General features: G+C 70.2%; 19 protein-coding genes and 1 riboswitch. Of the genes, 15 read left to right on the top strand and 4 right to left on the bottom strand.

The window, feature by feature from the left end; genetic code table 11:
* The first annotated feature begins 182 nt into the window (after window positions 1-182).
* The 4 genes from coxB to F8R89_RS10030 all read left to right on the top strand — a co-directional run bounded on the left by coxB (window position 183) and on the right by F8R89_RS10030 (window position 4,656).
* Complete coding sequence (coxB, locus tag F8R89_RS10045; protein WP_151783651.1) at window positions 183-1,148, top strand: cytochrome c oxidase subunit II; 966 nt, start codon at window positions 183-185, stop codon at window positions 1,146-1,148.
* Window positions 1,145-2,878: a cytochrome c oxidase subunit I gene (ctaD, locus tag F8R89_RS10040; RefSeq protein ID WP_151783650.1), complete on the top strand. Its 1,734-nt coding sequence runs from the start codon at window positions 1,145-1,147 to the stop codon at window positions 2,876-2,878. The genes coxB and ctaD overlap by 4 nt, the downstream gene beginning before the upstream one ends.
* The gene (locus F8R89_RS10035) at window positions 2,875-3,273 is read left to right on the top strand and encodes a cytochrome c oxidase subunit 4 (protein ID WP_151783649.1); all 399 of its coding nucleotides are present in this window, start codon (window positions 2,875-2,877) and stop codon (window positions 3,271-3,273) included. Before ctaD ends, F8R89_RS10035 begins: the two co-directional genes overlap by 4 nt.
* Before the next feature lie 132 nt (window positions 3,274-3,405).
* Complete coding sequence (locus F8R89_RS10030) at window positions 3,406-4,656, top strand: L,D-transpeptidase (RefSeq protein WP_151783648.1); 1,251 nt, start codon at window positions 3,406-3,408, stop codon at window positions 4,654-4,656.
* 31 nt (window positions 4,657-4,687) lie between these two features.
* Here the strand turns inward: F8R89_RS10030 and F8R89_RS10025 are convergent, their stop codons facing one another.
* The gene (locus F8R89_RS10025) at window positions 4,688-5,089 is read right to left on the bottom strand and encodes a hypothetical protein (protein WP_151783647.1); all 402 of its coding nucleotides are present in this window, start codon (window positions 5,087-5,089) and stop codon (window positions 4,688-4,690) included.
* 147 nt (window positions 5,090-5,236) lie between these two features.
* On the opposite strand from F8R89_RS10025, the gene F8R89_RS10020 reads away from it, so the two are divergent.
* The 6 genes from F8R89_RS10020 to F8R89_RS09995 all read left to right on the top strand — a co-directional run bounded on the left by F8R89_RS10020 (window position 5,237) and on the right by F8R89_RS09995 (window position 12,327).
* Window positions 5,237-5,857 (top strand): heme-copper oxidase subunit III, encoded by a 621-nt coding sequence (locus F8R89_RS10020; protein WP_055624516.1) that lies wholly within the window; start codon window positions 5,237-5,239, stop codon window positions 5,855-5,857.
* A gap of 80 nt (window positions 5,858-5,937) precedes the next feature.
* Window positions 5,938-6,750 (top strand): c-type cytochrome, encoded by an 813-nt coding sequence (locus F8R89_RS10015; RefSeq protein WP_151783646.1) that lies wholly within the window; start codon window positions 5,938-5,940, stop codon window positions 6,748-6,750.
* Window positions 6,747-7,796: a ubiquinol-cytochrome c reductase iron-sulfur subunit gene (locus F8R89_RS10010; protein WP_151783645.1), complete on the top strand. Its 1,050-nt coding sequence runs from the start codon at window positions 6,747-6,749 to the stop codon at window positions 7,794-7,796. The genes F8R89_RS10015 and F8R89_RS10010 overlap by 4 nt, the downstream gene beginning before the upstream one ends.
* Window positions 7,793-9,430: a cytochrome b gene (locus F8R89_RS10005; protein ID WP_151783644.1), complete on the top strand. Its 1,638-nt coding sequence runs from the start codon at window positions 7,793-7,795 to the stop codon at window positions 9,428-9,430. Before F8R89_RS10010 ends, F8R89_RS10005 begins: the two co-directional genes overlap by 4 nt.
* 136 nt (window positions 9,431-9,566) lie before the next feature.
* On the top strand, window positions 9,567-10,631 hold the full coding sequence (gene trpD / locus F8R89_RS10000) for an anthranilate phosphoribosyltransferase (RefSeq protein ID WP_151783643.1): 1,065 nt from the start codon (window positions 9,567-9,569) through the stop codon (window positions 10,629-10,631).
* A gap of 85 nt (window positions 10,632-10,716) precedes the next feature.
* Window positions 10,717-10,833, top strand: a riboswitch (SAM riboswitch).
* 126 nt (window positions 10,834-10,959) lie between these two features.
* Entirely contained in the window at window positions 10,960-12,327 is a 1,368-nt protein-coding gene (locus F8R89_RS09995) for an aminotransferase class V-fold PLP-dependent enzyme (RefSeq protein ID WP_151783642.1), read from the top strand.
* A 51-nt stretch (window positions 12,328-12,378) separates the two neighbouring features.
* On the opposite strand, the gene F8R89_RS09990 is transcribed toward F8R89_RS09995, so the two are convergent.
* Entirely contained in the window at window positions 12,379-12,660 is a 282-nt protein-coding gene (locus F8R89_RS09990; protein WP_062674842.1) for an Lrp/AsnC family transcriptional regulator, read from the bottom strand.
* On the bottom strand, window positions 12,657-13,406 hold the full coding sequence (locus F8R89_RS09985) for a rhomboid family intramembrane serine protease (protein WP_151783641.1): 750 nt from the start codon (window positions 13,404-13,406) through the stop codon (window positions 12,657-12,659). Before F8R89_RS09985 ends, F8R89_RS09990 begins: the two co-directional genes overlap by 4 nt.
* 165 nt (window positions 13,407-13,571) lie before the next feature.
* Between F8R89_RS09985 and F8R89_RS09980 the strand changes: the two genes are divergently transcribed.
* From F8R89_RS09980 to F8R89_RS09960, 5 genes are all read left to right on the top strand, one after another.
* Window positions 13,572-13,811 (top strand): hypothetical protein, encoded by a 240-nt coding sequence (locus F8R89_RS09980; protein WP_151783640.1) that lies wholly within the window; start codon window positions 13,572-13,574, stop codon window positions 13,809-13,811.
* A 34-nt stretch (window positions 13,812-13,845) separates the two neighbouring features.
* Window positions 13,846-15,189, top strand: coding sequence for an NYN domain-containing protein (locus tag F8R89_RS09975; RefSeq protein ID WP_062674848.1), 1,344 nt, complete (start codon window positions 13,846-13,848; stop codon window positions 15,187-15,189).
* A gap of 210 nt (window positions 15,190-15,399) precedes the next feature.
* Window positions 15,400-16,434 (top strand): NlpC/P60 family protein, encoded by a 1,035-nt coding sequence (locus F8R89_RS09970; protein ID WP_151788051.1) that lies wholly within the window; start codon window positions 15,400-15,402, stop codon window positions 16,432-16,434.
* Between the two features lie 229 nt (window positions 16,435-16,663).
* Window positions 16,664-17,677 carry an NlpC/P60 family protein gene (locus tag F8R89_RS09965; protein WP_151783639.1) on the top strand — a complete coding sequence of 338 codons (1,014 nt, stop codon included), beginning with the start codon at window positions 16,664-16,666 and terminating at the stop codon, window positions 17,675-17,677.
* Window positions 17,678-17,709: 32 nt separating this feature from the next.
* Window positions 17,710-18,903 (top strand): hypothetical protein, encoded by a 1,194-nt coding sequence (locus F8R89_RS09960; RefSeq protein ID WP_151783638.1) that lies wholly within the window; start codon window positions 17,710-17,712, stop codon window positions 18,901-18,903.
* Between the two features lie 10 nt (window positions 18,904-18,913).
* On the opposite strand, the gene F8R89_RS09955 is transcribed toward F8R89_RS09960, so the two are convergent.
* Complete coding sequence (locus tag F8R89_RS09955; RefSeq protein WP_151783637.1) at window positions 18,914-20,149, bottom strand: glycosyltransferase 87 family protein; 1,236 nt, start codon at window positions 20,147-20,149, stop codon at window positions 18,914-18,916.
* Window positions 20,150-20,237: the final 88 nt, after the last annotated feature.

Raw genomic sequence — 20,237 nt, 5'->3', positions numbered from 1 at the left:
CGCCAATCCAGCGAACCCCCCGCTCCACTAGGCACCCCTCCCCGCGAACCCCCGGAGGGCGTCGGCTAGGGTTTGGTCCGCATAAACATCCAAACCCCTGCCCGACGCAGGGCGGCGACCTACCAGCGAGAAGGCCAGGCCGCAGCCGAACCGCGCGGGCGAGACTCTCGGGAAGGCGCTACGTGAGTCCCAACGGCTCCGACCGCTCGCCGCGGCGCCCGATGCGGCGGAAGCTGCTGCAGGCAATGACCGCGGGCCTGGTCCTGGCGACAGCCACCGGTTGCTCGTACAACTGGGAAGACTTCCCCCGCCTTGGTATGCCCACCCCGACCACGGAAGAGGCTCCGCGGATCCTCTCCCTGTGGCAGGGTTCCTGGGCGGCTGCGCTCGCCGTCGGCGTGCTGGTGTGGGGTCTGATCATCTGGAGCGCGATCTTCCACCGGCGCAGCCGGACGAAGGTCGAGGTTCCCCCGCAGACCCGGTACAACATGCCCATCGAGGCGCTGTACACCGTGGTCCCGCTCATCATCGTCTCCGTGCTGTTCTACTTCACGGCACGCGACGAGTCGAAGCTCCTCGAGCTCAAGGACAAGCCCGACGTCACGGTGAACGTCGTCGGCTTCCAGTGGAGCTGGTGCTTCAACATGGTCGCCGACGTCGAGGGCTCCACCGGCGACGCGAAGAAGTCCAAGGAACTGGCCGCCATCCCGGACCGGTACAAGGACGACTTCCCGGCGAACGCCGGCGGCGTCTACGACTGCGGCACCCCCGGCACCCGGAACCCGCAGACGGGCAACCCGGGTCCGACCCTGTGGCTGCCGAAGGGCAAGACCGTCCGCTTCGTGCTCACCTCGCGTGACGTCATCCACTCCTTCTGGGTGGTGCCGTTCCTCATGAAGCAGGACGTCATTCCGGGCCACACCAACGCCTTCGAGGTGACCCCCAACCGTGAGGGCACCTTCCTGGGCAAGTGCGCCGAACTGTGCGGCGTCGACCACTCCCGGATGCTGTTCAACGTGAAGGTCGTCTCCCCCGAGCGGTACGAGCAGCACCTCAAGGACCTCGCGAAGAAGGGGCAGACCGGTTACGTTCCCGCCGGCATCGCGCAGACGAGCCACGAGAAGAACCGGGAGACGACAAACCTGTGAGCATCGTCAACGAACCCTTGGGTGCCGCCGAGGCGGGCACCTATGAGAACGAACTGCCGGTCCGTCGCCGACAGCCCGGCAACGTCGTGGTCAAGTGGCTCACCACCACCGACCACAAGACGATCGGCACGCTGTACCTCGTCACGTCGTTCGTGTTCTTCGTGATCGGTGGCGTGATGGCGCTGCTCATGCGCGCCGAGCTGGCTCGACCTGGTCTGCAGATCATGTCGAACGAGCAGTTCAACCAGGCGTTCACGATGCACGGCACGATCATGCTGCTGATGTTCGCGACGCCGCTGTTCGCGGGCTTCGCGAACTGGATCATGCCGCTGCAGATCGGCGCGCCGGACGTGGCGTTCCCGCGGCTGAACATGTTCGCCTACTGGCTGTACCTGTTCGGCTCGCTCATCGCGGTGGGCGGCTTCCTGACCCCGCAGGGCGCGGCCGACTTCGGCTGGTTCGCCTACAGCCCGCTGTCGGACGCGGTGCGCTCGCCGGGTGTCGGCGCCGACATGTGGATCATGGGTCTGGCCTTCTCCGGCTTCGGCACGATCCTCGGTTCGGTCAACTTCATCACCACGATCATCTGCATGCGCGCGCCGGGCATGACCATGTTCCGCATGCCGATCTTCGTGTGGAACGTGCTGCTGACCGCGGTGCTGGTCCTGCTGGCCTTCCCGGTGCTGGCGGCGGCGCTGTTCGCACTGGAGGCGGACCGCAAGTTCGGCGCCCACGTGTTCGACTCGGCCAACGGCGGGGCGTTGCTGTGGCAACACCTGTTCTGGTTCTTCGGGCATCCGGAGGTGTACATCATCGCGCTGCCGTTCTTCGGCATCATCAGTGAGGTCATCCCGGTCTTCTCCCGCAAGCCGATGTTCGGCTACATGGGCCTGATCGCGGCGACCATCGCCATCGCGGGCCTGTCCGTGACCGTGTGGGCGCACCACATGTACGTCACCGGCGGTGTGCTCCTGCCGTTCTTCTCCTTCATGACGTTCCTCATCGCCGTACCCACCGGCGTGAAGTTCTTCAACTGGATCGGAACGATGTGGAAGGGCTCGTTGTCCTTCGAGACACCGATGCTCTGGGCGGTCGGCTTCCTGATCACCTTCACCTTCGGTGGTCTGACCGGTGTCATCCTGGCCTCGCCGCCGATGGACTTCCACGTCTCCGACTCGTACTTCGTGGTGGCGCACTTCCACTACGTCGTGTTCGGCACCGTCGTCTTCGCGATGTTCTCCGGCTTCCACTTCTGGTGGCCGAAGATGACCGGCAAGATGCTCGACGAGCGCCTCGGCAAGATCACCTTCTGGACGCTGTTCATCGGCTTCCACGGCACCTTCCTGGTCCAGCACTGGCTGGGTGCCGAGGGCATGCCGCGTCGTTACGCGGACTACCTCGCGGCCGACGGCTTCACCTTCCTGAACACCTTCTCGACGATCAGCTCGTTCGTGCTCGGCCTGTCGCTCCTGCCGTTCTTCTACAACGTCTGGAAGACGGCCAAGTACGGCAAGCCGGTCGGCGTCGACGACCCGTGGGGCTACGGCCGTTCGCTCGAATGGGCGACGTCCTGCCCGCCGCCGCGGCACAACTTCATCACCCTGCCGCGGATCCGATCCGAATCCCCGGCGTTCGACCTGCATCACCCTGAGATCGCCGCACTCGACCAGCTCGAGAACGCGCCTCACGGTGACAAGGCTCTGGCTGGTGGCAAGGAGGCCGGCAAGTGAAGATCCAGGGCAGGATGTTCATGTGGCTGGGCGTCTTCATCCTCGCCATGGCGATCGTCTATGGCGTGTGGTCGAAGGAGCCGGCCGGTACCACGGCCCTCTTCCTGGCCTTCGGTCTTGCGATCATGATCGGCTTCTACCTGGGCTTCACGGCCCGTCGGGTGGACGCCGGCGCGCAGGACAACAAGGAGGCGGACGTCGCGGACGACGCCGGCGAGGTGGGCTTCTTCAGCCCGCACAGCTGGCAGCCCCTCTCCCTCGCGGTCGGTGGCGCTCTCGCGTTCCTGTCGATCGCGGTCGGCTGGTGGCTGATGTACTTCTCGCTGCCGATGATCCTCATCGGCATCTGGGGCTGGGTCTTCGAGTACTACCGCGGTGAGAACCGCACCCAGTGACCTGAGCTCGTCGTGCCGGGAGCCCGGATCCTCCGTCAGGAGGGTCCGGGCTCCCGCCGTTCGCGCCGTTCCCCGTCACCCGAACGCATGACTCGGCGCGCCGCTCCCGACGCCGCTTCCTAGCGTGAGTCCATGAGCCAAACACCGCGCAAGAGCACCGTCATAGGCTGCGCGCTGCTGCTGATCGCGCTCGGCGCGAGTGCCGCAGGCTGCAGCAGCGACGGCAACCCGCTCTCCGCCGAGCCGTACGACGCGGCGGAGCAGATCTCCTTCAACGGACCCATAGGCGACGGCCGGAAGGTCGATCCGGACAAGCCCCTGGAGATCACCTCCGAGGACTCCGACGGCCGTATCACCGACGTCGTCGCCCAGGACGCCACAGGACGCCGTGTGGCGGGCGAACTCTCCGCCGACGGCACCCGGTGGCACAGCACGTCCCCGCTGGCCGCCGACGCCCGCTACACGGTCCGGGTGAGCACGGAGGACGAGGACGGCGCTCCCGGCCGCCGGGTCGTCACCTTCGACACCAGCAGGCCGGCCAGCAAGAAGCAGCTGACGGTCACCTTCGGCCCCCGGGCCGGCACGTACGGCGTGGGCCAGCCCGTCACCGCGAAGCTGAGCGCGCCCGTCACGACCAAGGAGCAGCGGGCCACGGTCGAGCGGGCCCTGCGGGTGGAGTCCATACCCGCCGTCGACGGCGCCTGGCACTGGGTCGACGACACCGAACTCCACTACCGGCCCAAGGACTACTGGCCGGCCGGCGCCACCGTCCGGGCGCGCAGCAACCTGGAGGGCATCCGGGTCAGCGACCGACTGCGGGGCGGCAGATCGAAGCCCCTCACGCTCGACATCGGCGACCGGGTCATCGCGGTCACGGACGCCGCGTCGCACGTGATGACCGTCCACCGCAACGGCGAGGTCATCCGCGAGATACCGGTCACCACGGGCAAGCCCGGCTACGACACGCGCAACGGCGTCAAGGTCGTCCTGGCCAAGGAGGGCACCGTTCGGATGACCAGCGCGAGCATCGGCTCGTCCGACTTCTACGACCTGATCGTGCATCACTCGGTACGCCTCACCAACAGCGGTGAGTACGTCCACGCCGCCCCCTGGTCGACCGGCTCCCAGGGCTACGCCAACGTCAGCCACGGCTGCACGGGCATGAGCAACGACAACGCCGCCTGGTTCTACGACACCATCAAGGAAGGCGACGTCGTCGAGGTGGTGAACTCCGGCGGCGAGATGATGGCGCCCTTCGGCAACGGCTACGGCGACTGGAACCTCAGCTGGAGCAAGTGGCGCGTCGGCAGCGCCCTCGTGGGCGGTACGCCGGACGGCCCCAGCCCGGCCGAACGGGCCAGGCTGAGACCGCAGAACGTCTGACGGCGGGCGGCAGGGGCCCCGCGAGCCCTCTCTAGGCGCTCTGGAGGCGCCTGGTGCGCAGCAGGGAGGCCAGGGCCCCGGCGAACTCCACGGGCTCCACAGGGAGCGTCACGGCCGCCTCGGCGCGGCTCCAGGTGGCCAGCCACGCGTCCTGCGGGCGTCCCATGAGGAGCAGCACGGGCGGGGCCTGGAACACCTCGTCCTTGATCTGCTTGCAGAGCCCCATGCCGCCCATCGGCACGGCCTCGCCGTCCAGGACGCAGACGTCGATCCCGCCCTTGTCCAGCTCCTTGATGACGGCGGCCGGCGTCGCGCACTCCACGAACTCCACCACCGGCACGTCCGGTGCGGGCCGGCGCCCGGTGGCGAGCCGCACCTGCTCGCGGGTGTTGGAGTCGTCGCTGTAGACCAGCACCGTGGCGGTCGGCTGCATGGGTTCCTCCGTGACGTCGGCGTCGTAAGGACAGGGCCCGTTGGGCCGGATGCTACTCCCTTGAACACCACGTCAACACCGGTATGAACGGGGAAGACACTCCGAACGGCACCCCCCGGAGTGAGGGCGGGATAAGCGACCGACATAATGTCGGTCGTGGCGACAGCAACGACAGTAGAAACCGGGCACGCGCACCCGTCGGTCAACAGGCCGAACCTCACCAGCGTCGGAACCATCATCTGGCTGAGTTCCGAGCTGATGTTCTTCGCGGCCCTCTTCGCGATGTACTTCACCCTGCGATCGGTGACGGGACCCGAGTTCTGGGCAGAGAAGGCCGAGGCCTTGAACTTCCCGTTCTCGGCGACGAACACCACGATCCTGGTGCTCTCCTCACTCACCTGCCAGCTCGGCGTCTTCGCCGCCGAGCGCGGTGACGTGAAGAAGCTCCGGGGCTGGTTCATCGTCACCTTCATCATGGGTGCGATCTTCATCGGCGGTCAGGTGTACGAGTACACCGAGCTGGTCAAGCACGAGGGCCTCTCGCTCTCGTCGGACCCGTACGGCTCGGTGTTCTACCTGACCACCGGCTTCCACGGACTGCACGTGACAGGCGGCCTCATCGCCTTCCTGCTGGTCCTCGGCCGCACCTACGCGGCCCGGAGGTTCACGCACGAACAGGCGACCGCTGCGATCGTCGTGTCCTACTACTGGCACTTCGTCGATGTCGTCTGGATCGGCCTCTTCGCCACGATCTACATGATCAAGTAGCCGGGCCCGATCCCGCGCGCGTTCCCGCAACGCACCTACCAGAAGCATCGACGCAGAAGATCCTGACACCGGGGTAATCCGTGAAAAAGCTCTCCGCACGACGACGCCATCCGCTGGCGGCAGTCGTCGTCCTACTCCTCGCGCTGGCGTGCACGGGGGGGCTGTACGCCGTGTTCGCGCCCGCGGACAAGGCGCAGGCCGAGGAATCCGCCCAGTCCCTCACCATCGAGGAGGGCAAGAAGCTCTACACCGTCGGCTGCGCCAGCTGCCACGGAACCGATGGTCAGGGCACCTCCGACGGTCCGAGCCTGGTGGGCGTCGGCGCGGCCGCCGTGGACTTCCAGGTCTCGACGGGCCGCATGCCGGCCGCCACCTCCCAGGGCGCCCAGGTCCCGCGGAAGAAGAACATCTACTCGCAGGCCGAGATCGACCAGCTCGCGGCGTACGTCGCCTCCCTGGGTGCCGGTCCCTCCGTCCCGACGAAGGACCAGTACGACCCGGAGGGCGCGGACATCGCCAAGGGCGGTGAGCTCTTCCGCAACAACTGCTCCCAGTGCCACAACTTCACCGGCAAGGGCGGCGCCCTGACGAAGGGCAAGTACGCCCCGAGCCTGGAGGGCGTGGAGCCCAAGCACATCTACGAGGCCATGCAGACGGGCCCGCAGAACATGCCGTCCTTCCCCGACACCACCATGTCGGAGCAGAACAAGAAGGACATCATCGCGTACCTGCACGCGGTCAACAGCGACGAGACGGAGAACCCTGGCGGTCTGGAGCTGGGCGGCCTCGGGCCGGTCAGTGAGGGCCTCTTCGCCTGGATCTTCGGCCTCGGTGCCCTGATCGCGGTCGCCATCTGGGTCGCAGCTCGGACCGCAAAGGCCAGGAAGTCATGAGTAGCCAAGACATCCCAGAAGAGAAGTCGCCCGCTGAGCAGGGCGCCCACGTCGCGGTGGCGGACGAGAAGCACCCGTTCGCCGACCCCGGGCTGCCTCCCCACGAGCACCGGATCCAGGACGTCGACGAGCGGGCCGCCAAGCGGTCCGAGCGCACCGTCGCCCTGCTGTTCACGGTGTCCATGCTGGCCACCGTCGGCTTCATCGCCTCGTACGTGGCGATCCCGCACGACAAGTCGATCTTCGTCTTCCCGATCGGTCACCTCAACGCGCTGAACTTCGCGCTGGGTCTGACCCTCGGTCTGGCGCTGTTCAGCATCGGCGCGGGCGCGGTCCACTGGGCCCGCACCCTGATGTCCGACGTCGAGGTGGCGGACGAGCGGCACCCGATCGCCGCGGAGCCCGACGTCAAGGCCAAGGTCATGGCCGACTTCAAGCAGGGCGCCAAGGAGTCGGCCCTCGGCCGGCGCAAGCTGATCCGCAACACGATGTTCGGCGCGCTGGCCCTGTTCCCGCTCTCCGGCGTCGTGCTGCTGCGCGACCTCGGCCCGCTGCCCGGCACCAAGCTGCGTCACACGCTGTGGTCCAAGGGCAAGCTGCTCGTCAACATGAACACGAACGAGCCGCTGCGTCCCGAGGACGTCGCGGTCGGTTCGCTGACCTTCGCCAAGCCCGAGGGCCTGGAGGAGGACGACCACGAGTTCCAGAACGAGATCGCCAAGGCGGCCCTGATGATCATCCGGCTCGAGCCGGACGACATCAAGGACAAGCGGGAACTCGACTGGTCCCACCAGGGCATCGTGGCGTACTCGAAGATCTGCACCCACGTCGGTTGCCCGATCTCCCTGTACGAGCAGCAGACGCACCACGCGCTCTGCCCCTGCCACCAGTCCACCTTCGACCTCTCCGACGGCGCCAAGGTCATCTTCGGCCCGGCCGGTCACCCCCTGCCGCAGCTGCGCATCGGTGTGAACGACGAGGGCTACCTCGAGGCGCTCGGCGACTTCACGGAGCCCGTCGGTCCTGCATTCTGGGAGCGCGGATGAGCACTTCAGAGACCACCGAGTCCCGCTCTCGCGGGAAGGCGCCGGCCGGCGAGCGCGTCGCCGACTGGGCCGACGGCCGCCTGGGGATCTACTCCCTGGCCAAGGCCAACATGCGCAAGATCTTCCCCGACCACTGGTCGTTCATGCTGGGTGAGGTCTGCCTCTACAGCTTCATCATCATCATCCTCACGGGTGTGTACCTGACGCTGTTCTTCCACCCGTCGATGAACGAGGTGGAGTACCACGGCAGCTACGTCCCGCTGCAGGGCCAGCTGATGTCGGAGGCGTTCAGCTCCACGCTGCACATCTCCTTCGACGTCCGTGGCGGTCTGCTCATCCGGCAGATCCACCACTGGGCGGCGCTGATCTTCCTCGCCGGCATGTTCGTGCACATGATGCGCGTGTTCTTCACGGGCGCGTTCCGCAAGCCGCGTGAGATCAACTGGCTGTTCGGCTTCCTGCTGTTCGTCCTGGGCATGTTCACCGGTTTCACCGGCTACTCGCTCCCGGACGACCTGCTCTCCGGCACCGGTGTCCGCTTCACCGAGGGCGCGATCCTGTCCATGCCGATCGTCGGCACGTACATCTCGTTCTTCCTCTTCGGCGGCGAGTTCCCGGGTGTCGACTTCGTGGCCCGGTTCTACTCGATCCACATCCTGCTGCTGCCGGGCATCATGCTCGGTCTGGTCGTCGGCCACCTGATCCTGGTCTTCTACCACAAGCACACGCAGTTCGCGGGTCCCGGGAAGACCAACAAGAACGTCGTCGGCATGCCGCTGCTGCCGGTCTACATGGCCAAGGCCGGAGGCTTCTTCTTCCTGGTCTTCGGTGTCATCGCGATCATCGCGGCCATCGCGCAGATCAACCCGGTCTGGGCCATCGGCCCCTACCGTCCGGACATGGTCTCCACCGGCGCCCAGCCCGACTGGTACATGGGCTTCGCCGAGGGTCTGGTCCGGTACATGCCGGGCTGGGAGATCAACCTGTGGGGTCACACGCTGGTCCTCGGCGTGTTCATCCCGCTGGTCCTGTTCGGCGTGGTCCTCGCGGCCATCGCGGTCTACCCGTTCATCGAGTCCTGGGTCACCGGCGACAAGCGCGAGCACCACATCCTGGACCGCCCGCGCAACGCCCCGACGCGCACCGCGTTCGGCGTCGCCTGGATCACGGTGTACATGATCGGTCTGGTCGGCGGTGGCAACGACCTGTGGGCCACCCACTTCCACCTGTCGATCAACGCGGTCACCTGGTTCGTCCGGATCAGCTTCTTCGTCGGACCGGTCGTCGCGTTCATCATCACCAAGCGCATCTGCCTCGGCCTCCAGCGCCGGGACAAGGACAAGGTGCTGCACGGCCGCGAGTCGGGCATCATCAAGCGCCTGCCGCACGGTGAGTTCATCGAGATCCACGAGCCGCTCAGCCAGGACGCGATGTACACGCTCACCGCGCACGAGCAGTACAAGCCGGCCGAGATCGGCCCGACGGTCGACGAGAACGGCGTCGAGCGCAAGGTGAAGGCGTCCGAGAAGCTGCGCGCCAAGCTCAGCAAGTCGTACTACGGCCCGGACAGCCAGATCCCCAAGCCGACCGTCGAGGAGTACAAGGAGATCACGAGCGGCCACGGCCACCACTGATCGCTGCACCGCCACACACAGAGGGGCCCCGTCCGGTTGCCGGACGGGGCCCCTCTCCGTGCCCGGCGCCTGGATAGGGTGGACCTCGTTGAGACCGATGTCCCGCAGTGCGGGACACCTGACCCTGGAGCGGCTGATGAGCGCTGTGACCCCCGCTGGAGGCGACACCGCGGCGGGCCGTTCCTGGCCCGAGGTACTGAGCGCCCTGCTGGCCGGCCGGGACCTGAGCGCCGCCGACACCGCCTGGGCGATGGACCGCTTCATGAGCGGCGAGGCGTCCGACGCGCAGATCGCCGGGTTCATGGTCGCCCTGCGCGCCAAGGGCGAGACGGTCGAGGAGATCAACGGCCTGGTCGAGGCCATGTACGCGCACGCGCAGCCCCTGGACATCCCGGGGCCGGCCGTCGACATCGTGGGCACGGGCGGCGACCGGGCCAAGACGGTCAACATCTCCACCATGTCCGCCGTCGTGATCGCCGGGGCCGGGGCCAAGGTCGTCAAGCACGGCAACCGCGCCTCGTCCTCCGCGAGCGGCTCCTCCGACGTGCTGGAGAAGCTGGGGATCAATCTGGACCTGTCCCCCGAAGGGGTGGCCCGGGTGGTCGACGAGGCGGGGATCACCTTCTGCTTCGCCGCCAAGTTCCACCCCTCCATGCGCTTCGTCGGCGGGGTCCGCCGGGACCTCGGCATCCCGACCTCGTTCAACCTGCTCGGCCCGCTCACCAACCCGGCACGGGTCGGCGCCTCGGCCGTCGGCTGCTTCGACACCCGGATGGCCGGGCTCATCGCCGGTGTCCTCGCCGAGCGGGGCTCCTCCGCGCTGGTGTTCCGCGGCGACGACGGCCTCGACGAGCTGACGACGACGGCCACCTCCCGGGTGTGGGTGGTGCGCGACGGCGCCGTCCGCGAGGAGAGCTTCGACCCGCGGGACGTCGGCATCGAGCTGGTGCCGGTGGAGGCCCTGCGCGGCGCCGACGCCTCCTACAACGCGGAGGTGGCCCGGCGGCTGCTGGAGGGGGAGGGCGGGCCCGTGCGGGACGCCGTCCTGCTCAACTCGGCCGCCGCGCTGGTCGCCCTGGAGCCCACAGACGCGCCGCTGACCGAGCAGATCCGGCTGGGCATGGCGAAGGCCGCCGAGTCCATCGACTCCGGCGCGGCCAAGCGAACGCTGGAGCGCTGGGTGGCCGCCAGCAACGCCTGACGCACCAGAGGGCGCCCGAGACGCCGTCCCGCGATCCGGACATGGGTTGCGGGACGGCGATCATCTCGCGTACGTTCCCGTACCAGGTCATGAGTGACAGTCATGAGGCCCCGGCCGACTGTCCGGCAACCCTCCGTCCGTGGCGGGGTGCCCCGGGTGAAGACCAGGCCGCAGGCAGCGAGGTCTGCGGCAAGCGCGGATCCCTCACGATTCCAGGGATCCTGGTCGTCGAGGAGTCTCCCGTGAGCAAGCGAATGCGATAGGGCCGCCGAGCCCCGCCTCCGCACACCCTCTTTCACCTTCCCCTTCCTCTCACGGGAGTTCCGTCATGTCCGTGTCCAGCGCTGCCTCCGTCCAGGACATTTGTTCCCCGCTGCCCGTTCTGGGCGGCGACGTCACCGTCCCGCTCGTCACCGGTGGCGAGGTCACCTACGCCGCCCTCGACTACGCGGCCAGCGCCCCCGCCCTCCAGCGCGTCTGGGACGACGTGGCCGCCTACGCGCCGTACTACGGCAGCGTCCACCGGGGCGCCGGGTACCTCTCGCAGCTCTCCACCGACCTGTTCGAGAACGCCCGCCGGACCGTCGCCGGCTTCCTCGGCTGCCGCGACGACGACCAGGTCGTCTTCACGCGCTCCACCACCGACTCGCTCAACCTGCTCGCCGCCGCGCTCCCGGCCGGCTGCCAGGTCTTCGTCTTCGAGACCGAGCACCACGCCTCCCTGCTGCCGTGGCGCGACGCCCATGTCACCTACCTCGACGCGCCCCGCACCCCCGGCGAGGCCGTACGGACCCTGGAGCGCGCCCTGGCCGACCGCGACCCCCACGGCCCGGCCCTGGTCTGCGTCACCGGCGCCTCCAACGTCACCGGCGAGCTGTGGCCCGTACGGGAGCTTGCGGCGGCCGCGCACGCGCACGGCGCCCGGATCGTCCTCGACGCCGCGCAGCTCGCCCCGCACCACCCGGTGAGCGTCCGCGACCTGGACGTCGACTGGGTCGCCTTCTCCGGGCACAAGCTGTACGCCCCGTTCGGCTCCGGTGTGCTCGCGGGCCGCTCCGACTGGCTCCGGGATGCCGAGCCGTACCTCGCGGGCGGCGGCGCCAGCCGCTCGGTGACCCGGCGCGAGGACGGGGGCGTGGACGTCGAGTGGCACGACAGTGCCGCCCGGCACGAGGCCGGCTCGCCGAACGTCATCGGCGCCTACGCCGTCGCCTCCGCCTGCAGGGCGCTCACCGAGGCCGGCTTCGACGGCCTGGTCGCCCGGGAGCGGTACCTGATCGAGAAGGTGCGGGCCGGTCTCGCCGAGGTGCCCGAGGTGCGCGTGCTGTCGCTGTTCGGTGACGACGCCCCGCGTGTCGGCGTGATCTCCTTCGTCGTGGAGGGCTGGAACAGCTCCCACTTCGCCGCCGCCCTGTCCGCCGAGTACGGCATCGGCGTGCGCGACGGCCTGTTCTGCGCGCACCCGCTGGTGCGGACCCTGCTGGGCGGCGACCCCGGGACCCAGGGGGAGTGCGGCGCCCCGGAGGCGGCGCCGGGCGAGAAGTCCCTCAACGCGATCCGGGTCAGCTTCGGCGCCGGGACGCCGGACGAGCACGTCGAGCGGTTCGTCACGGCCGTGCGGGAGCTGGTGACGGACGGCGCCCGGTGGAAGTACCGGACCGAGAACGGCCGTTGCGTGCCGGACACCTCGGCCTGAGCGATCCGTGCCCGGCGGCGCGCGGCGCCGCCGGGGACCCGGCCTTCGGGTTCAGCTGTCGAGGCCGATGGCGAACGCGGCCTCCAGGTCGTGCTGGGAGTAGGTGCGGAAGGCGACGTGCGTGTCGGTGCCCTCGACGCCGGGGATCTTGCTGATCCGGCCCGGGATGACCTCCGCCAGGTCCTCGTGCCGCTTCACCCGCACCATGGCGATCAGGTCGTAGGTGCCGGTGACCGAGAAGACCTCGCTGACGCTGTCCAGCGACGCGATCCGCTCGGCGATCTCGGGGATCCGGTCCACGCTGGTCTTGATGAGGACGATCGCGGTGATCACGGCTTGTTCTCTCCCTCGGGGGCCGGAGCTCGGGTGCTCCTCACTCTAGTGCGCCGCCCGAAGCGCGCCCACGCGTAGCCGAAGCCCAGGCCGAAGCCCACCAGGTGCGCCAGATACGCCACCCCCGGCCCCGCTCCCGCCCGGCTCGCCGCGACCCACTGGACGGCCACCCAGAAGGGCAGCACCACCCAGGCGGGGAAGCGCAGCGGCAGGAAGAGCAGGAACGGCAGCAGGCTTGTCACCCGTGCCGTGGGGAACAGGAAGAGGAACGCGCCGAGGACCGCCGAGATCGCCCCGGACGCGCCGACCAGAGGCTGGGTGGAGTCGTCGTTCGCGGCGGCGTAGCCCAGCAGGGCCAGATAGCCGCAGCCCAGGCAGAACAGCGTGAACTGCGCCCGGCCCATCCGCTCCTCGGTCATCGCGCCGAAGACGTAGAGGAAGAGCATGTTGCCGAGCAGGTGCACCCAGCTGCCGTGCACGAACAGGGCCGTGAGCGGGGTCAGCGCCGCCCGGGGCGCGCCCGTGAAGAGCTCTGCGGGCACCACCCCCCAGCGGTGGAAGTAGGACCGCTGGGCGGCGAGCAGCTCCTCGCCGGAGCCGAACGCCGGGTTGAGCCCGGCCGCCGGGCCGGCCAGGAACAGCGCGGCGCACAGGACGATCAGGGTGTGGGTGACCGGCGCCGACGGTCTGCGGCCCGCGGTGCCGGACCGGGCCGGGGAGCGCGCCGGGCGCCAGGTGCGGATCATGGCTACAGAGCATGACGTAACGGGACGCACTCCCGCAGACCGCCTCGCCGCCGTGGACAGACGGGCGGCGAGTACCCGCCAGGCCGTAGGGTTACGAGCCACACGCCCCGGCGGCCCGGGGCGTCGCGGACAATAGAAGGCCTAGAAGGAAAGAGCGCGGTCACGATGACGGTTCCCCTGCCCACCGAGACGACGCGGTGGCGCTGCACTCTCTGCGGCAACCTCACCCGCTTCGACGTGACGCGTTCGTCCAAGGTCGTGGAGTACGTCCACCTCGATCTGGCCGGCGAGCCCAAGGTCGAGGAGCGCGAGGTGCTCAGTGAGACGATCGAGTCGGTGCGCTGCCGCTGGTGCAACGCCGTGGACAAGGTGGAGCTCGTGGACAGGCCGGGCGCCGATTCCTGACAGGGACGGCACCGCACACGTATGGGGGTGACGGATGGTGGAGACACAAGGCGGGGGGCCGGACGACGGCGCCGCTGAGGTGCTCGACCGTCCGCTGCCCGACGGCGTGCGCCGCAGGGTCGTGCAGATCGTGTCCGACGGGTTCGGCGGACTGACCGTGGGCGAACTGCCCGCGCAGCTGCGGCAGTACGCCAGATTCGCGCCGAACCGGCGGGCCAAGTTCGCCGGGAACGCGATGGCGGCCGCGCTGGAGACCGATCCGCTGTTCCGGCAGCGGATCGGGGAGAAGCTCAGAGAGGCCCAGCCGGAGCTCACCGGCGCCCTCGACTCCGGTTCGGCACCCGCGGCCGCGGACCCGCTCGACGTGGCGGCCGCGGCCTATGTGCTGCGGCCCGCGGGCTGGGTCAAACTGGTCACCGCGGCCGGCGAGGAGGCCCAGCGGGCCGACGCCGAGCGGGCCGGCGAGGAGAGCCGCGCCGAGCTGGAGCGGCTGCGCGAGGAGCTGGCGCAGGCCCGCGAGCACACGCGGCACGAGACCGAGCGGCTGCGCGCCGAGCTGGACGCGGCGAAGAAGGAGGCCGAGTCGCTGCACCGCAAGCTGCGCTCGGCCCTCAGCGACGTCAAGCGCGGCGAGGCGGCCCTGCGCAAGGCCCAGGCCGAGACGGAGGCCGTACGGGCCGAGGGGAGCACCCAGGTGTCGGCGGCCGAGAGCGAGACCCGGCGCCTCAAGGCGCGGCTCGCGGAGGCCGAGGCGGCCCTGGAGGCCACGCGCCGCGCCGCGCGCGAGGGGCGCAGCGTGGAGGACATGCGCGTACGGCTCCTCCTGGACACCCTGCTGGACGCCACGCAGGGGCTGCGCCGCGAACTGGCCCTGCCGCCGGTGTCGGTGCGCCCCGCCGAGACCGTGGACGCCGTCGAGCCGGGGCGGATGACCCCGAAGGACATCGCCGCGCGGGCGCTGTCCGAGCACGATCCGGCCATCCTCGACCAGCTTCTCGCCCTGCCCCAGGCGCACTTGGTGGTCGACGGCTACAACGTGACGAAGACCGGCTATCCGCAGATGCCGCTGGAGAAGCAGCGGCTGCGGCTCCTCGGCCAGCTCTCGCAGCTCGCCGCGCAGACGGGCGCCGAGGTGACGTGTGTCTTCGACGGGGCCGAGCTGGCCGCGCCGGTGCTGCTGGCGCCGCCGCGCGGTGTGCGGGTGCTCTTCTCCAAGCCGGGGGTGACGGCCGACGAGCTGATCCGGCAGCTCGTGCGCGCCGAGCCGCCCGGCCGCCCGGTCATCGTCGCCTCGACGGACCGCGAGGTCGCGGACGGGGTCGCGCGCGCCGGCGCACGCCCGGTGGCATCTGCGGTACTTCTCAAGCGCCTGTCCTGAAGCGGCAACGTACAGGCCTAATGCCCGAATTGACGGGCCGGTCGCGCCACCCAGCGTCAATCCCACGTGACGACCTGTGAGTTGTGTGTAAAGAATGACGGCTGGGGCGAGATTTTTCGGGTGAGGATTTGATCTGATCACAAGAGGGTCACTAGGGTCTGGCCTCGAACCTCCGAGCGGGTGATCACTCAGAAGAAGGAGTTCACCTCCGTGGCGTCCCACCGTCGACCCAAGCAGCCGAGCCGTGCACGCGTGACCGTGCTCACCACCGCGGCAGCCGCCGCCGTGGCCATCAGTTCCCAGGCGGCCAACGCGGCACCCAGCGAGAAGCCGAGCAAGGACGAGGTCAAGGCGAAGGTCGACGCCCTCTACGAGCAGGCCGAGCAGGCCACCGAGAAGTACAACGGGGCCAAGGAGAAGCAGGAGAAGCTCCAGAAGGAGATCTCCACGATCCAGGACAACGTCGCCCGGGGCCAGGAGGACCTGAACGAGCTCCGCGACGCCATGGGTCTCGCCGCCGCCGCGCAGTACCGCACCGGCAGCATCGACTCCTCCGTCCAGCTGTTCCTGTCGGCCGACCCGGACGACTACCTGGACAAGGCGTCCACGATGGACCAGCTGAGCGCTCAGCAGGTCGAGTCGCTGAAGAAGATCCAGGAGAAGCAGCGCGAGCTCGCGCAGCAGCGCGCCGAGGCCGCGGACAAGCTCAAGGACCTCTCCTCCACCCGCACCGAGCTGGGCAAGAAGAAGAAGGAAGTCCAGGCCAAGCTGGGCGAGGCGCAGAAGCTGCTCAACAGCCTCACCGCCGCCGAGAAGGCCGCCCTCGCCGCCGAGGACGCCCGCGCCAGCCGCTCCGCCTCGGACCGCGTGGACCTCGGCAACACCGCCCCCGGTTCGGGCCGCGCCATGGCCGCCTTCCAGGCCGCCCAGAGCAAGATCGGCTCGCCCTACGTCTACGGCGCCTCCGGCCCGTCCTCCTTCGACTGCTCGGGCCTGACCTCCTGGGCCTTCGCCCAGGCCGGCGTCGGCATCCCGCGCACCTCGCAGGCGCAGGCCAACTACGGCACCAGGATCTACAGCCAGTCCCAGCTCAAGGTCGGCGACCTGGTCATCTTCTACGGCGACCTGCACCACGTCGGCTTCTACGCCGGCAACGGCCAGATCCTGCACGCCCCGCGCTCCGGCACGGTCGTGCGCTACGAGTCGATCAACAACATGCCGTTCCAGTTCGGCGTCCGGATCTGACCCGGAGCACCCCGCAAGATCAACACCGGGTGCCGCCCGATCGGGTTAATTACGGCACCGCCGCCTGACCCCGCGCCCCGCCCATGACCTGCGTCAGAGGCGGGGCGTCACGGTATGCGCCCCCGACGGCCGTTGGCCGCCGCCCCGCGCACGGAGCTACTGTCTGCCGCGTTTCCCCCGACGCCGGGGGAGCAGTCGTTGTCCGCCAGCGGAAGGAGCGCGGCTTCCCGTGGGGTCCCATCGTCGCCTTGCATCACCCGGGTTCGACCGGGGCACCGGCACAGCGCTGTGCGTCCTGTCCGCGGCGGCCGCCGCCCTCGGCGCCGTACCGGCGGTCGCCGCGCCGCACGACGACACCCGGGCCGAGGTGGACCGCCTCTACACGGAGGCCGAGAAGGCCACCGAGGCGTTCAACCGGGCCGAGGAGCGCGCCGAGAAGCTGCGCACCGAGGTCAGGACCGCCCAGGACCGCATCGCCCGCCAGCAGCAGGACATCAACTCCAAGCGGGACGCGCTCGGTTCGCTGGCCGGCGCCCAGTACCGCTCGGGCGGCGTCGACCCGTCCCTCGCCCTGCTGCTCTCCGACGACCCGGCCGACTACCTCGACCGCGCCGCCACGCTCGCCCGGATCAGCGCCCACCACGCGGGCGAGCTCAAGGACCTCCAGGACGCCATGCGCGAACTCGCCCAAGAGCGCTCCGAGGCGGCCGGGAAACTCGCCGAACTCGACAAGAGCCGCCAGTCGGTCGTCGCGCACAAGCGCACCGTCGAGCGGAAGCTCACCCAGGCCCGCCGGCTCCTCAACTCCCTGACGGCCGCCGACCGCGCCGCCTACGACCGGGTCTCCCGCTCAGGGCGGGCCGAACTGCCCGGCTTCGGCGACGCCCTGCCCGCCTCGGGCCGCGCCGCAGCCGCCGTCGCCGCCGCCCAGTCCGCGCTCGGCCGCCCGTACGTGTGGGGCGCCAACGGGCCTTCCGGCTTCGACTGTTCGGGCCTGATCCAGTGGTCGTACGCCCAGGCCGGCGTCGCCCTGCCGCGCACCTCGCAGGGCCAGCGGTACGCCGGCCGGCAGGTCCCGCTCTCCGAGGCCCGGCCCGGCGACATCGTCACCTACCGCTCCGACGCCAGCCACGTCGGGATGTACATGGGCAACGGCCAGGTGATCCACGCGCCCTACCCGGGAGCGCCCGTGCGCTACGACCCGGTGGGCATGATCCCCGGGGCGACCGTCACCAGGGTCTGACCTCCGCGCCCGGCCCGCCGTACGATCGGGAAATGGCTGGTCGCAGGCGGGTGCCGGGAACAGGGGTCGTCGTCGCCCTCTGCCTGCTGCTCGCCGGGCTCGTCGGCTGCGGCGGGCGGCCCGGCGCCGACGGCACCCGCGCCGACGTGCAGCACCTGCTGGACCGGCGGGCCGCCGCGCTCCTCCACCACGACCGGACGGCGTATCTGCGCACCGGCGCCGGCGACTGGTCCGCGCATCTGCGCGAGGTGCCCCTCGCCGACTGGTCCTACCGCGTCACCGGGCTGCGCCGGGACGGCGACGAGGCGGTCGCCGAGGCCGAGCTGCGCTACCGCGTCGAGGGCTACGACCGGGCGCCCGTCACCGCCGGCCGCACCCTCGCCCTCGGCCGGGACACCGACGGCGACTGGTACGTGAAGACGGACCGGCCCGCCGAGGGCTCCGCCGCGCAGCTGTGGGACCAGGGCCGCATCGAGGCCGTCCGCGGCGACCACAGCCTCGTCCTGGGCGTCGGCAGGTCCGACGAGGACCTGCGCGGATTCGCGCGCCTCGCCGACCACGCGGTGCCCGCCGTGTCCCGCGCCTGGGACGGAGACTGGTCCGGGCACGTCGTCGTCCTCGTCCCGAAGTCCCTGACCGGCATGGCGGCGCTGCTGGGCTCGCCCGAGTCCTCGTACCGGGGGATCGCCGCGGTCACCACCGGTGAGACCGGCGGCCCGGCGAAGGCCCCCGCGGACCGGATCATCGTCAACCCGGACGCGTACGGCGTCCTCGGCGACCTCGGCCGGCAGGTCGTCCTCACCCACGAGACCACCCATGTGGCGACCCGGGCCCACACCACCCCCGCGACCCCGCTGTGGCTCTCCGAGGGCTACGCCGACTGGATCGGCTACCTGGGCGGCGCCCGCACCCCGGCCCAGGCGGCGCCCGAGCTGGCCCGCGCGGTCCGTGAGGGACGGGTGCCCGCCGCGCTCCCCGCCGACGCGGACTTCGGCTTCACCGGCGAGGCAGGGCGCCTCGCCCAGGCGTACGAGAGCGGCTGGATGGCCTGCCGGATGATCGCCGGGCGCTGGGGCGAGGACCGGCTCGCCGCGTTCTACCGGGCCGTCGGCGCGCACGACGGCCGCGCGGGCGCGGTGGCGGACGCCCTGGAGGACGTGCTCGGCACCTCGACGGAGCGGTTCACCGAGGACTGGCGGGCCTATCTGCGCGCCGAGTTCGGCTGAGCCTAGCGCCTCAGGAGGGCAGGGACGTCTCACGGGCCCGTTCCGTCCGCCGCGGCACCGGCAGCGGGGCGGGCCGCCCGGTCGTCGAGCGCCACAGCGCGCGGGCCGCCAGCACGGTGGCGGCGACCAGCAGGCCGTTGCGGAGGAACAGCAGGGTGACGCCGAGGGCGTCGCTCGCCACGATGTGCGCGAACCACAGCGGGAACTCCAGGACCGTCGCCAGGCACGCGGCGAGCACCAGGGAGACCGGCAGGCGCATCGGGCTGGCGCGGAAACACAGGCACACGGCGGCCAGACCGACCAGCCACACCAGGTACTGCGGGCTGATCACCCGGCTGGTCGTGACGAACATCAGCACCGCCACGAACGCGGCGTCGGCGAGCGTGTGCGGCGCGAACCGGCGCGCCCGCAGCCGCCACAGCAGCAGCCAGCCGAACGCGAGCGCGCTCAGGGCGAGGGCGGCCGTGCTGACGACGTCGACGTACGGGCCGAGGAACTCCACCGAGCCGTAGTTCAGCAGCACCTGGCCGTCCCAGCCGTGCTGCCGGGCGACGTGCAGGACCAGCCCGCCCAGCGACTCGACCTCCGTGCCCCGGTCGCGCTGGAACGTCAGGAACGCGAACGCGCCGGGCATGGCGACGGCGAACCCGAGCGCGAGGGCGCCCGCCGTCAGCGCCGCCCACAGCCACACCCCGCGCCGGCGGACCGCCACGAGCAGCAGCACCGGCCACACCTTGAGCATCGCGCCGAACGCGGTCAGCGCGCCCATCAGCGCGGGCCGCCGCGCGCCGGCCAGCAGCGCGGCCACGGCGACCGCCGTCACCATCACGTCGTAGCGCGCGTACACGGTCGGCCCGAGCAGCGGCACGCCGACCACCCACACCCAGGCCCCGCGGACGAGACGGCCCGGGCGCAGTCCGGCGTACAGCAGGAGCAGCAGGACCACCAGGTCCGCGCAGAAGGCGAGGACGAAGAACGCCGAGGTGTAGTCGAGCCAGAAGACCAGCGCGGGTGCCAGGACCGCGAGGGCGGCGGCGGGCGGGTACTGCCAGGTGACGTCGTCCAGCGGGAAGGCGCCGGTGCGCAGGACCTCGTACCAGCCGTGGTAGATCACCGACACGTCGCTGGTGACGTCCGGGCCGGGGAAGACGTACACCTTGAACACGAACAGCAGCAGGGCCGTCCTGGTCAGACCCCAGACGCCCACCAGCCACGCCAGGGACCGCCGCGTGCCCGTCGTCTCCACCAGAACCCCGTCCGTTCCGTTCGATGTCCGGCTCGAAGGGACATGATGTCCTGTCCGGCGGGGCACGGGCCACATACGCGGCCGGGCC

Source organism: Streptomyces sp. SS1-1 (genome assembly GCF_008973465.1).
Classification (GTDB): domain Bacteria; phylum Actinomycetota; class Actinomycetes; order Streptomycetales; family Streptomycetaceae; genus Streptomyces.
This window is presented reverse-complemented; position numbering and strand designations above follow the sequence as displayed.

Bases quoted from the DNA above. Each gene is read 5' to 3' on its own strand.
- trpD (WP_151783643.1), top strand. From the start codon at position 9,567: ATGAGCGCTGTGACCCCCGCTGGAGGCGACACCGCGGCGGGCCGTTCC.
- F8R89_RS09960 (WP_151783638.1), top strand. From the start codon at position 17,710: ATGGCTGGTCGCAGGCGGGTGCCGGGAACAGGGGTCGTCGTCGCCCTC.
- F8R89_RS10020 (WP_055624516.1), top strand. From the start codon at position 5,237: ATGTCGGTCGTGGCGACAGCAACGACAGTAGAAACCGGGCACGCGCAC.
- F8R89_RS10010 (WP_151783645.1), top strand. From the start codon at position 6,747: ATGAGTAGCCAAGACATCCCAGAAGAGAAGTCGCCCGCTGAGCAGGGC.
- F8R89_RS09980 (WP_151783640.1), top strand. From the start codon at position 13,572: ATGACGGTTCCCCTGCCCACCGAGACGACGCGGTGGCGCTGCACTCTC.
- F8R89_RS10030 (WP_151783648.1), top strand. From the start codon at position 3,406: ATGAGCCAAACACCGCGCAAGAGCACCGTCATAGGCTGCGCGCTGCTG.
- F8R89_RS10025 (WP_151783647.1), bottom strand. From the start codon at position 5,089: ATGCAGCCGACCGCCACGGTGCTGGTCTACAGCGACGACTCCAACACC.
- F8R89_RS10005 (WP_151783644.1), top strand. From the start codon at position 7,793: ATGAGCACTTCAGAGACCACCGAGTCCCGCTCTCGCGGGAAGGCGCCG.
- F8R89_RS09995 (WP_151783642.1), top strand. From the start codon at position 10,960: ATGTCCGTGTCCAGCGCTGCCTCCGTCCAGGACATTTGTTCCCCGCTG.
- F8R89_RS09975 (WP_062674848.1), top strand. From the start codon at position 13,846: ATGGTGGAGACACAAGGCGGGGGGCCGGACGACGGCGCCGCTGAGGTG.
- F8R89_RS09985 (WP_151783641.1), bottom strand. From the start codon at position 13,406: ATGATCCGCACCTGGCGCCCGGCGCGCTCCCCGGCCCGGTCCGGCACC.